The sequence below is a fragment of the Streptomyces sp. ISL-100 genome (assembly GCF_018614615.1).
Taxonomy (GTDB): Bacteria; Actinomycetota; Actinomycetes; order Streptomycetales; family Streptomycetaceae; genus Streptomyces.
In genome coordinates this window covers 1-11,140 of record NZ_JAGGOK010000154.1, presented here as the reverse complement: position 1 = coordinate 11,140, position 11,140 = coordinate 1, and the positions used below count along the sequence as shown (strand labels likewise).

Below are 11,140 nucleotides of genomic sequence, written 5' to 3'. Positions count from 1 at the left end.
CCAGCTTGTCCATCTCCTCGGGCGTCATCATCCCGGACATCGAGTGCCCGGCGTGCTCGCCGCTCGCATACCGCGCTTCCTAGCCGCCACCGCGTCTTACATACCCCTCCCCTGTATGTAACTACGCCTACGACTGGGCCCTGATCGATGTGGAGACCTCGGGCCTGATCGCACGGCGGGACCGTGTGCTGTCTGTCGCGGTGGTGACCGTCAGTCCGGACGGCGAGCAGACAGGGGAGTTTTCGACGCTGCTCAACCCGGGATGCGACCCCGGGCCCGTGCATGTGCACGGACTGACCGCCGAGCGGCTGCAAGGCGCTCCCACCTTCGACCAGGTCGCCGGACGGATCGGGGCCATGCTTCAGGACCGCGTCCTGGTTGCCCACAACGCCCAGTTCGACTACGACTTCCTGGCTCACGAGTTCGCCCGCGCGCGGCTGTGGCTGCCGGTGTCACAGCGGCTCTGCACCCTGGCGCTCAACCGCCAAGTGGACCCGCCGACGGACGACATGAAGCTGGGTACGCTTGCCGCCCACTACGGGGTGCCGCAGCTGCACGCACACGACGCGCTGGATGACACCCGGGTACTGGCCGGGATCCTGCGGGCTTCACTGCGCGAGGCGGCTCGACTTGATCTGCCATTGCCGCTGGTGTCCTGCCCGCCCCGGCAGGAATCCCAGTTCACGCCTCAGCCGCCCAAGACGCCCTGCGCCTACCGCAACCCGGGACGACTGGCTCCCGGCGGCCCCCTCGCCCAGGGCATGAAGATCGCCATCACCGGCGAGACCGCAACCTCCCGGGCAGAACTCGTCGGGCGGGCTGTTGCCGTCGGGCTGAACATGATGACGACCGTCAGTCGACACACGAGCGCGCTGGTCACCAACGAACCCTCGTCGGAGTCCACGAAGGCCCGCCGCGCGGCCGCCGAAGGCGTGCCGGTGATCGATGAACACACCTTCCTGCGGCTGCTGAGCGATGTACGGACCGGGACATCCCACGAGGCGACGGCTTTTGCCGTGGCAACACCCCCAAAGACGCCCGACCTCCTGACGACGCCTTCCCACGCAGCCGTCCCTGCCCCGCGCCGCCCGAGGGCCGCCGGCACCGTGTCGCCGGACGGCGCACCGGACAGACCGCTCGCGGGACGACGGGTGCTGGTGCTCGGTGGCGCGCATACCGAAGCCGCGGCTGCCCGTACCCGCGTCGTCGCACTCGGCGGATCCGCGGCGGTCAACCTGTCGGCCGGCGTCACCGACGTCGTACTCCTTGCCGGTGGCGAGAACGACCGCCGTATCCGCCGCATCACCGCCCTTGAACTTCCCCTGCATGATGAGCACTGGCTCACCGCCCCGACGGCCGCCGGCCCAGCCGGGCCGACCACCCGGCCGCAAGCACCGCATGTGTTGCCAAGGGGCGGCGTCATCGACCTGCCCATGCCGCACGGATCACCGGCGCCCGAGTGGTACGTCACCGGCAGCTGGTCTCCACAGGCCGACTGCGAGGTCGACGTGGTTGCCTTCATCCTCGACGAGGACGAACAGGTCACCTTCGACGAGGACTTCATCTTCTACGGGGTGCCGGAGAGTCCGGCCGGCACCGTGCGGCTCCTCACCGGCGGCCCGGCCGAACAGACCATCGCGGTCGACCTCGCGTCCTTGCCGCCCGCGACCCGCAAGATCGTCGTAGCCGCGGCCATCGATGGCGCCGCCACCTTTGGGAACGTGGGCGCGATCCAGATCAGCACCGCTCCCGGAAGCAGCGCGGCACCGCTCGCGAGTGCCACCCTGGATGCCGCCACAACGGAACGCACCATGCTGCTCGCCGAGTTCTACCGTAGAGGCCCGGTGTGGCGCCTGCGTGCAGTCGGCCAGGGCTACGACCACGGCCTCGACGACCTCGCACGGGGATACGGGGTCGACATCGCTGATGCGGCTCCGGCGGGGTGAAACAGGTACCCGCTGCTTCAGGAAGAGGTGCTCAGGGCTGACCGGCGAGACCCCTGGCGGATCGCGCTCTCGTACTGGGCGGGTGAGGCGGTGGTTTGTGTGTCGCCGTGCCATTCGCAGAGCAGGACAGCGGCGTCGTCGGTGAGCTGTCCGTCGTGATGCGCCAGCACGGCGCGGACGAGGCGACGCAGGGTTTCGGGGGCGGCCAGCCCGTCGGCCTGGCCGCGGATGACGAAGTCGACGAACCGGTCGCGGCCGAACTCGTGCCCTTTCGCGTCGCGGGCTTCGACAACGCCGTCGGTGTAGAGCAGCAGCCGGTCGCCCGGCTCCAACTGCGCCCGGCACAGGTTGACCGGAACGTCCAAATCCGTGCCCAGTGGGTGCGTGGGCGGGCAGTCCAGGTGGGCGGTCCAGCGTTTGCCGCGGATCAGTACGGGTGGGTGGTGGCCGCAGTTGATCCAGCTCAGCACACCGGTCTTCAGGTCGAGGTCGCCCAGCACGGCGGTTGCGTAACGGCTCTGGCCGAACTGTCTGTGTCCAGCCGCAGCAAGCCGAGACGCTCGGTGCCGTCCAGGACGGGAAGCCAGTGCTGTACGCAGCCGTCGGCGGGCGTCGACAGGGACTGTGCGCTGCAGAAGACACGGCCCGGCAAGGTGGCATCGACGCGCAGCTCCTGCCCGCCCTCTCCGGCGTCAAGGCCCTGGCCGGTGGCTTCCCGTAGCACCACTTCCTGAAGATCGGCCACGTAGATGCGCGCCCGCCGCAACCCGATCTCACCGGCATGGCGGGCCACCAGGGCCGGGAGCTCCTCGAACGCGGACAGATGACTGGCCCGCAGCAGAGCGCGGAGCATACGGGCGGAACCCTCGAGCGAAGCCATGCCGGTCAACCCATCAAACGGGGGACGGCCCGCATCCGCCCATCGGCCTCACCAGGCGAGAGGCCCGCGGTTCTGCTGCTCGGCAGACGAAAACGAGGAGCCCGAACGATAACCCCACCAGCGTAGCTCTGGCCTGCCGCTTTGGGGCACCTCCAGGGTCTTCTTTCCGAAGTGGTGCACCCGGGAGGTGGCCGAGGAGGCCAAGAACATGCTGATCACACTCGGCTGGCGAGAGTCCTGACCTTGCCGCTCCCCTGGCTGAAGACTGTCATGCGGCGAGGAGCCCGGTCCTGTCCGCAGCGCGCAGCCAGTCCCGAGCCTCGATCAGGGCCGCCTTCTTCTGCGCCTCGGTCAGATCCTCCCAGGGTGGGGCGTCACCGACGTGCCACACGGACTCATGGATGACTTGCTGGTGTGCCTTCGCGAGTGTGAGCACGCGCGGATCGTCAAGTTCGATGTCGTCCATTTCAGCTCCTTGTCACCAACAGTGCGGGCGTGCGCTCTCGCGGGGTTGATCAGGCCCTGTCGGGGACGACCTGATCAAGGGTGAACAGACCTCCATCGGGATCGCGCAGAGTGACCTGCTGCCCGTGGCCACCCCATTCGGCTCCCGACGCGATGCTTCCGCCGTGCTCAAGGGCTGCGGCTTTCGCCGATTCCAGGTCCGGAACCTTGAAGTGGACCAGCCACCGCGGCCTCAGCTGCGGCCTTCTCGCTGCTTCTTCGACCGGTCCGCTGTTCAGACGGGCGACAGGCTCACCCCCCTGCCGCAGAACGACCTGATCCTCCTCGTACCAGACCTCACAGCCTCCCTCTCCCCCGTTCCCCCACTCCAGGACCCCTCCGTAGAAGAGGGCTGCGTCGAACGCGTTCCTTGTATGCAGCTCCACCCAAGCCGGGGCCCCACCCTCACCGACACGCCACCCGGAAAGGGCACGGCCTTCCCAGATACCGAAGGAGGCACCTTCTGGGTCCGCGACCAGAGCCGCCCGCCCGCGTGGCGGAAAGGAGACCGGTCCAACCCCGACCGTGCCTCCGCGTTCTCTGATACGAGCGGCTGCCACATCGGCGTCCGCGACCGAGAAATACACCGTCCACGCCGCCGGCACGGCAAGCTCCGCAGCCATCGCTCCAATGCCGGCCACTGTGACGCCATCCACCTCGGCCACGCAAAACGCCCGCCCGAAACCGCCCCGCCGAAACGTCCAGCCCAGCACGGCGCCGTAGAAGCGCTCGGCGCCGCCCAGATCGCGTGCCATGAGACTCAGCCAGCATGGCCCGCCCAGCGAGTTGTCCGCCAGCACCACGGCCATCCTCCTCTACCCTCCGCGCCCGGATGTTCTGAGCACTGTGCTGAGCAGTTGATCGGTGCGGGCGTCGCTTGCCGAGCGGGGGCGGTTCTAGTTGTAGGCCGGGGTCCGGGACTGGACATTGCATGGGTCCCACGCCTCTCACGGGCCCCACATTCCCAGCATTGAGTGCCCCATGACCTGCGGCAACCGGAGGCGGAAGAAGGGGCGACGCTTAATCAGACTTTGTGCCAACTGTCTTCTCACCCCTCGTTGACACGCCTCGGCGCGCATTCCGAGCTGCACAGCGGGGTGCGGTGATGATGAGCGCATGGATGTCACCGAGGTACTCCTGCCAGGGGTCGGGATCCGGTACGAGTTCACCAATCATGAGGGCACCGGGTCGGCATCGTCGCGGAGCGGACCGGTGATTTCGAGCTGGTTGTCTACCTGCGTGACGACCCCGACGAGGGGCGGCCCTTGGTCCGTCTGAACAGCACGGAGGCCGACGCGGTGGCGGAGATCTTCGGGGCGCCGAGGATCGCCGAAGGATTCGCCGACCTCACCAAGGAGGTTCCTGGGCTGGTGTCCGGGCAGGTCGAGATCCGCTCTGCCAGCCCCTACGCAGGTCAACCCCTGGGCCGCACCAAGGCAAGATCCCGGACCGGCGCTTCGATTGTGGCGATCGTTCGTGGTGAGCAAGTGATCGCATCTCCCACGCCGGACGAGACACTCCAGGCGGGTGATGTCCTGGTCGTGATCGGAACGCGTGAGGGAATCGCCGGCGTGGACCGGATCATTCAGGGCTGAGGGTGCGTACCCCTGTCACGCTGCTGTTGGAGCTCGGGCTCATTCTGGCCGCCCTCAGCGTGCTCGGCGCTGTGGCGCGGCACCTTACGCTCTCACCGGTCCCGCTCTATCTGCTGGCGGGCTGGCCCTGGGCGAGGGGGGTATCGCTCGTCCTGCTCGCGGTGACCGCGATCGACGGCGCGCGGGCCGCCGCGGTCCTGCCACTTCCCGAACCTCCGGCATTCGGCGCCACACCGGCCTGGTACCAGCGCGTGGTCATCGCCGTCACGGTGCTGGTGGCCGTGCTGAGCTACTGGCCGATCCGCAACCTCCTCTCCCGCCACCAGGTAATGAACTACTCCTTCAACCCCCTCCATCTGGTCAATACCTACGGAGCCTTCGGCGGCATCGAACGGATCCGCCACGAGGTGGTCATCGAAGGCACCGACGAACCGGAGATCACCGACGACACGGTGTGGAAGGAATACGACTTCAGGGGCAAACCCGGTGCCGTGCGCCGCCTCCCGCCGCAAGTGGCTCCCTACCACCTGCGGTTCGACTGGATGATGCGGTTCGCGGCTATCTCACCCACGTACGCAATACCCTGGTTCGCCGCGTTCCTCGTAAAGCTGCTAGACAACGACCCTGTCGCCCTCAAACTGGTGCGCCGCAACCCGTTCCCCGCCTCCCCGCCCACGTTCCTGCGTGCCCGTCTCTACCGCTACCGCTTCGCCGACCGCCACGAGCTGCGGCACAGCGGCGCGTGGTGGCAGCGCACGCTCGTCGGGGACTACGTCCCCCCGGTCATGAAGGCGCCTCCGGCTCGGAGCCGGCCTGGCGTCGAGGGGTTCTGATAAATCAACTCGGAGCCGGCCGTCCACGGCGAGGTCAATGAGACGAGCTGACCCGATAAGCAGCATAGGTACGGCCTGGACACCGAAGCGGGCACTGAGCTTGCTGAGCTTGGGGCTGCGGTCGATGTCGACCTTGACGAGTTTTCGATACCCACAGCCTTGGCCAGATGGCCCGGGCATCATCCCAGGCGGTCTCGGGGTACCAGGGGTTGCAGCTTGTGTATCGCCACCTCGGGATGGGGGTCGGAGACGGCCAGCCGGCTGAAAGGTGCCCAGCGGCGCAGCTCGACGCACAGCACCGGACCGTCGGCCCGGATCGCCACGAAGTCCTCCTTCGTGTCACCGACATGCCGGATGCCCACGCACCGCCGTGCGGGGATCCAGACACCCTTGCCGGCCACGCCGCGTACCGCCCTCCACCAGTCGGGTTCGATGCGCACCTGGCGCAGCGCGGAGGCCGGGACCCTCACTTCACGGCGGCGCGCGGCCAGCTTCTCCCACCACGTCAGGCGGACGACGATATCGCTGCCCTCCAGCACGACCCGTGCCATGGGCCCCTCTCCTTCGATCAGCCGTAGATCTTGGAGGCCGCGCGTCGACAGCAGCGGCCGCTGCCCGCCTCGATGCTACGGATCACCACGGATCGAGGGCGCGAACGGGCCCTTTGGCTGGTCAGCCTCCGCCTTTCGGCTCATCGGGCCGCCGATGAGCAAGGAGGGCGCCGAAGCAGTGATCTCCGAGCGGCCCACCGGCACGTTCAGCCGGCAGTTGTTCCTCGGCGAGACCCTGGACAAGGAGCACATCGAGGCGACGTACGACGCAGATCTTGTCGCTCAGGTCGGGCTACCCAAACAGGACGGCATCAGGCCTCAACAAGCATCCGCCGCTGCGGTACCGCACGCGCATACGGACTGCTTACGCGTCGCCGGACGCCCGGTCTCTGCGGCGGCGTGACAGCGACGAGTCCCGCACCACCAGCTCCGGCTGGAGCACGATCCGCTGGTGCTGGTGCGTGTCCGCCGCGTCGCCGGTCTCCTCGATGAGCAGGTCGGTGGCCATCCGCCCCATCTGGAAGGCCGGCTGGCGTACGGAGGTCAGCGGCACAGCGGCCGCCGCGGCGAACTCGATGTCGTCGTAGCCGACCAGGGCGATGTCGTCGGGAACGCTCACCCCGGCCCCGTACAGCACCTGCAGCACCCCCAGCGCGAGCAGATCGTTCGCGCAGAACACCGCGGTCGGGCGGGACGACATGCCCAGCAGCCGCGCACCTGAGTCACGCCCCGCCGCCACGTCGAGCCGCTCGGCCTCGATCAGCCGCAGCCGGTCGGCCGGCAGACCGGCCTCGGCCAGCGCCTGGAGGGCGCCGGCCCGCCGGTCCTGGCACTGGCCCAGGTGCAGGGGCCCGCTGACGTACGCGATCTCGGTATGGCCCTCGGCGATGAGATGGCGTACGGCCAGGGCTCCGCCCGTGACGTCGTCGACGGAGACGGAGCACCCCTCGGTGGTGGGGGCCACCCGGTCGACGAGCACATACGGGATGCCGTGCCGTTTGAAGGAGCGCAGGTTACGGCCGGTGGGGTCCACCGGAGTGATCAGTACGCCCCGCACCCGCTGCTCACTGAAGAGGCCGAGGTACTCACTCTCCTCAGCGGCACTCTGGCCGCTGTTGCACAGCATCACCCCGAGCCCGGCCGCCCGCGCGGACCGTTCGGCGCCGGCGGCGACGTCCACGAAGAACGGGTTGGCCATGTCGAGCACCAGCAGGGAGATGATCCGGCTGCGGCCCGCCCGCAACTGGCGGGCGGACTCGCTGCGTACGTAGCCCAGCTGGTCGATGGTGGCCAGCACACGCGCCCGCGTCTCCTCGGTGACCGACTCGGGCCGGTTGATGACGTTCGAGACCGTGCCGACGGACACCCCGGCGAGCCGGGCGACGTCCTTGATACCCACCGACTGTGCCATCAGGCAGAAACCTCCACGAGCTCCAGTCCGGTCAGACCGGCCAGCGCGCGCAGGTCGGGCAGAAGGCTGCCCGTGGCGAGCGCCCAGTGGTGGGCGACACCGCTCGCACTCCACGCGTCGGTCCATTCACCGGGGTCGCAGCCGAAGTCGACGCGTGACGTCGTGTTGCCGATCTTCAGCAGCGGGCCGCCGACCACTTTACCTTCGGAGGCGACGAGCTTGTACCTTCCGTCCCGGGTCTGGCCGACCCCGAGCAGCGTCACCGGCCCGTGCCTGACGTCGAACTCCACCGATACGCCCCGGCCGCGCTTGCCGTGGTAGACGCCGAGGCCGCGCAGCAGCGGCTTGCGTTCGCTGATGGCGAGATGGCCGGGACCGTCGTGTCCCATCTCGACCACACCGTCCCGGAAGTTCAGTGCCTGCAGCTCGGTGAAGGAGCCGCCGGCGCCGAGGCGGTCCGCGATCAGCATGGCCAGTGAGGTGCGCAGTTCGTACTCGCCGCAGGCCGGGACGCCACGCGCGGTGAGCAGCGAGGAGCCGAGGATCATTCCGGCGCCGAGCCGTTCGTGGATCTCGGTGTCCAGGCCCCGGTGGTAGTAGGCGAGCGAGTCCAGGTCGAAGTCGGCGACCAGCCGGTCAAGGCCGACGGAGACCCGGGCGGCCCAGGCCAGATCGTCCTCGACGACAGAGCCGGCGATGTCGAAGACCTCGCGGGTCTCGGTGAGTTTCGCCGCCACCTCGTCGTCCTTGACTTGCTCGACGCGGACCCGAAGATCGTCGAACTCCAGGACCTCGACATGGCCGCCGAGGTTGCCCGGGACCATGGCCAGGTCGGTGGAGACGTCGTACATGCCCGGGTAGAGGTGGCCCATCAGCCCATGCCGTCCGTTGCGCAGCACGGAGCGTACGCCGGAGGCCCGGATCCAGCGGCCGATGCGCTGCCAGGCCAGCTCGTCCTCCAGATGGCCGGAGACGGAGCGGAAGGGCACGCCGACCCGTTCGAAGGCGTTGGCCATCTCCGGCAGCGGGCAGGCGCCGCAGTACGCCAGCCAGGCGCCGGTGTCGAAGGAGGCGTGGTCCATCGACTCGGTGGGCTGGAGGTTGATCAGCAGCACGGGGGCGCCGCTGCGCTGGGCGATCGGGACCAGCATGGTCGCGGTCATGTAGGTGGTGAGGAAGCCGACGATGAGGTCGCAGTCGGCCCCGCGCAGTTTCTCAGCCGCGGCCGCGCCCTCCTGGGCGTCGGAGATGAAGCCGATGTCGACGACCTCGGCGTCGAACTCCCGCATCCGCTCGGTGACCCGGGCGGCGGAGCGCTCCAACTGCGGGAGCAGGTCGGGGAACTGGGGCCAGTAGGCGCCGAGTCCGCCTGCCACGAGCCCGATGCGGGGCTTGCGGGCGACGGCGGGGGTGCGTACGAAGGTCATGGCGTCCTTCCGGTCACCAGGGCCGGTCACTTGGGGAGGGAGAAGTCGACGACGCGGATCGGCGACGGCGTCGTACCGCTGGACTTCTGCTGGTACATGACGGACAGCACGCCGTCCACCTTGAGTCGCGTCTCGTCGATGACAACCTCGCCGAAGGCGTTCAGGCCGCTGCCGTCGTACAGGACCTTCCAGTCCGTGTAGTCGGAGGCCTTCGAGGCGGCGGCGATGCGGCCGTACGGGAAGACCGCGTAGGCGTTGTCGTACCTGTCCAGGACCAGCTTGGTGCGCTGGCTGGAGTTCAGCGGCACCGGGATCTCGGTCTTCTTCCAGGCTCCGGTCGTGATGTCCTTGCGGACATGGAAGACGCGGCCGTTGGCCGTGCGGTCGTTGACGTAGTTGGTGGTGCACTGCCCGAAGCGGCCCGGGACGTAGCTGATGAGCGCGTGCGGCCGGCTCGCGGAGTCGGTGGCCTGGCTCTCCTGGTTCATCAGGGAGTGGTCGGGGCTGAGCGGATCGGCGATCAGTCCGGCGTCGGTGACGGCCACCTTGTCGCTGCTCCCCGTGGTGCCCACGACTGTGCCCGCCGCGTTGCGCCAGGTGCGCCCCCGGTCGGTGGAGTGGACATAGCCGGAGTCGTGGTTGGTGATGCCGCCGCTGTTGCACATGACGGCTCCGTTCTGCTCGCGCCAGGTGAAGAAGGCGTGCAGGGTACCGTTCGCGCTGTAGTCGATGCCGTGCAGGTACATGTTGCGGGCGGTGCTGGAGCCGTGCTCGCTCGTGTACGTGCCGGTGGAGCTGGACCACTCGCCGAGCGCCGTCCACTTCGTACCGTCGTACTCGGCGAGCGCGTTGCGACCGTTGCCCGAGACGGCGACGCGGTAGCTGAGCTGGAGGCGCCCCTCGGGCGTGGCGACGAACTGCGGGTAGGTGAACTGCGAAGTGAGACCGAGTCCGTCGAGGGTGGTCTGCACGCCGCCGAACTCGCCTGCCGTCCAGGCTCGTCCGGCCGGGTTGTCGAGGAGGCCGGCGGCCGACTTGACGTAGAAGAACCCGTCGCTGTGGGAATCCATGTTGAGGTGCAGGCGCCCGTCGGTCTTCGACACGCCCATGGAGATCACGTTGTGCGAGTCGTTGTAGCGCAGCTGGTGACCGAGCTTGACGGTCTGCCAGGTAGAGGCGCCCAGCGCGCGGCGGGCGACCACCGCGCTGCGGTCGGCGGTGTACCAGGTGGCGTACTGGTAGCCCTTGTAGGTGAGCAGGCCGTTCTTCTGGAACGCGTTGTTGTTGACCAGGCCGTTGTACGACACGAAGTACAGTGCCTGGGAGTCGAGTTGGGTGTCTGCGACCTTGCTGACCGCCGGGGCGGGATCGGCCGCCTGCGCTGTCGTACCGGGCAGGGATACGGCGGTGAACATGGCGGCGGCTACCGCGGCGGTCAGGGGTCGTCTCATCAGTCTCTCCGGTCTTCGAGGGGTCTGTTAAGCAAGGTGGAACACTTCGGTGAGCGGTTTCATGGCCTCGTCCGCACGGTCGCCGTCGAGCGCCTCGAAGAACTCACCCATCTCTGCCTGCCAGCGGGCGTTGACGTCCGTGGCGGCCATGGCGGCCTGGGCCGCGGCGAAGTCCTCGGTCTCCAGGTAGCCGACGAGCAGTCCGTCCTCGCGCAGGAAGAGCGAGTAGTTGTGCCAGCCGGTGGCCGAGAGAGCTTCGAGCATGCCGGGCCAGACCGCCGCGTGCCGTTCGCGGTACTCGTCGATGCGGTCCTGACGGACCTTCAGCAGGAAACAGACGCGCTGCATGGGTGCGTACCGGCCTGTCCGTCTAGAAGGCTCGTGAAGATCTTGGGTTCTGGCCCCGCCGCGTGCGCGGTGGGGCCAGACTCTTTCTCGTGGTGATGGGGGAATGGGCCGGGGAGACGGTCGGGCCGGATGTGTGGGAAACCTGCCGGGGGTGGATCCCGGCAGGGGGTGGGTTCTGTTTCTTTTACACATCT

Annotated in this window: 13 protein-coding genes; 4 read left to right on the top strand and 9 right to left on the bottom strand. The window is 68.4% G+C overall.

The window, feature by feature from the left end; genetic code table 11:
• Nucleotides 1-149 precede the first annotated feature (149 nt).
• Complete coding sequence (locus J7E89_RS40445; RefSeq protein WP_308315785.1) at nt 150-1,946, top strand: TerD family protein; 1,797 nt, start codon at nt 150-152, stop codon at nt 1,944-1,946.
• Nucleotides 1,947-1,963: 17 nt separating this feature from the next.
• On the opposite strand, the gene J7E89_RS42250 is transcribed toward J7E89_RS40445, so the two are convergent.
• From J7E89_RS42250 to J7E89_RS40430, 4 genes are all read right to left on the bottom strand, one after another.
• Nucleotides 1,964-2,446, bottom strand: a complete 483-nt coding sequence (locus tag J7E89_RS42250) for a PP2C family protein-serine/threonine phosphatase (protein ID WP_308315784.1) — start codon at nt 2,444-2,446, stop codon at nt 1,964-1,966.
• On the bottom strand, nt 2,425-2,826 hold the full coding sequence (locus J7E89_RS42245; protein WP_308315783.1) for a hypothetical protein: 402 nt from the start codon (nt 2,824-2,826) through the stop codon (nt 2,425-2,427). Before J7E89_RS42245 ends, J7E89_RS42250 begins: the two co-directional genes overlap by 22 nt.
• Before the next feature lie 268 nt (nt 2,827-3,094).
• Nucleotides 3,095-3,292 (bottom strand): hypothetical protein, encoded by a 198-nt coding sequence (locus J7E89_RS40435; protein WP_214981526.1) that lies wholly within the window; start codon nt 3,290-3,292, stop codon nt 3,095-3,097.
• Nucleotides 3,293-3,341: 49 nt separating this feature from the next.
• Nucleotides 3,342-4,085: a VOC family protein gene (locus J7E89_RS40430; protein ID WP_308315782.1), complete on the bottom strand. Its 744-nt coding sequence runs from the start codon at nt 4,083-4,085 to the stop codon at nt 3,342-3,344.
• Nucleotides 4,086-4,595: 510 nt separating this feature from the next.
• Here J7E89_RS40430 and J7E89_RS40425 point away from each other — a divergent pair.
• The gene (locus tag J7E89_RS40425; protein ID WP_251061774.1) at nt 4,596-4,925 is read left to right on the top strand and encodes a cation:proton antiporter regulatory subunit; all 330 of its coding nucleotides are present in this window, start codon (nt 4,596-4,598) and stop codon (nt 4,923-4,925) included.
• 2 nt (nt 4,926-4,927) lie between these two features.
• Nucleotides 4,928-5,758, top strand: coding sequence for a lipase maturation factor family protein (locus tag J7E89_RS40420; RefSeq protein WP_308315781.1), 831 nt, complete (start codon nt 4,928-4,930; stop codon nt 5,756-5,758).
• A 179-nt stretch (nt 5,759-5,937) separates the two neighbouring features.
• On the opposite strand, the gene J7E89_RS40415 is transcribed toward J7E89_RS40420, so the two are convergent.
• Nucleotides 5,938-6,309: a hypothetical protein gene (locus J7E89_RS40415; protein WP_214981524.1), complete on the bottom strand. Its 372-nt coding sequence runs from the start codon at nt 6,307-6,309 to the stop codon at nt 5,938-5,940.
• A gap of 154 nt (nt 6,310-6,463) precedes the next feature.
• Between J7E89_RS40415 and J7E89_RS41695 the strand changes: the two genes are divergently transcribed.
• Complete coding sequence (locus tag J7E89_RS41695; protein ID WP_251061773.1) at nt 6,464-6,712, top strand: Hsp20 family protein; 249 nt, start codon at nt 6,464-6,466, stop codon at nt 6,710-6,712.
• Here the strand turns inward: J7E89_RS41695 and J7E89_RS40405 are convergent.
• From J7E89_RS40405 to J7E89_RS40390, 4 genes are read right to left on the bottom strand one after another with little or no spacing between them, the layout of a single operon-like run.
• Nucleotides 6,674-7,720, bottom strand: coding sequence for a LacI family DNA-binding transcriptional regulator (locus J7E89_RS40405; RefSeq protein WP_214981522.1), 1,047 nt, complete (start codon nt 7,718-7,720; stop codon nt 6,674-6,676). The genes J7E89_RS41695 and J7E89_RS40405 overlap by 39 nt on opposite strands.
• The gene (locus tag J7E89_RS40400; RefSeq protein ID WP_214981519.1) at nt 7,720-9,147 is read right to left on the bottom strand and encodes an L-fucose/L-arabinose isomerase family protein; all 1,428 of its coding nucleotides are present in this window, start codon (nt 9,145-9,147) and stop codon (nt 7,720-7,722) included. The genes J7E89_RS40405 and J7E89_RS40400 overlap by 1 nt, the downstream gene beginning before the upstream one ends.
• 26 nt (nt 9,148-9,173) lie before the next feature.
• Entirely contained in the window at nt 9,174-10,601 is a 1,428-nt protein-coding gene (locus J7E89_RS40395; protein WP_374197002.1) for a BNR repeat-containing protein, read from the bottom strand.
• A gap of 24 nt (nt 10,602-10,625) precedes the next feature.
• Complete coding sequence (locus J7E89_RS40390; RefSeq protein ID WP_214981515.1) at nt 10,626-10,946, bottom strand: L-rhamnose mutarotase; 321 nt, start codon at nt 10,944-10,946, stop codon at nt 10,626-10,628.
• Nucleotides 10,947-11,140 lie beyond the last annotated feature (194 nt).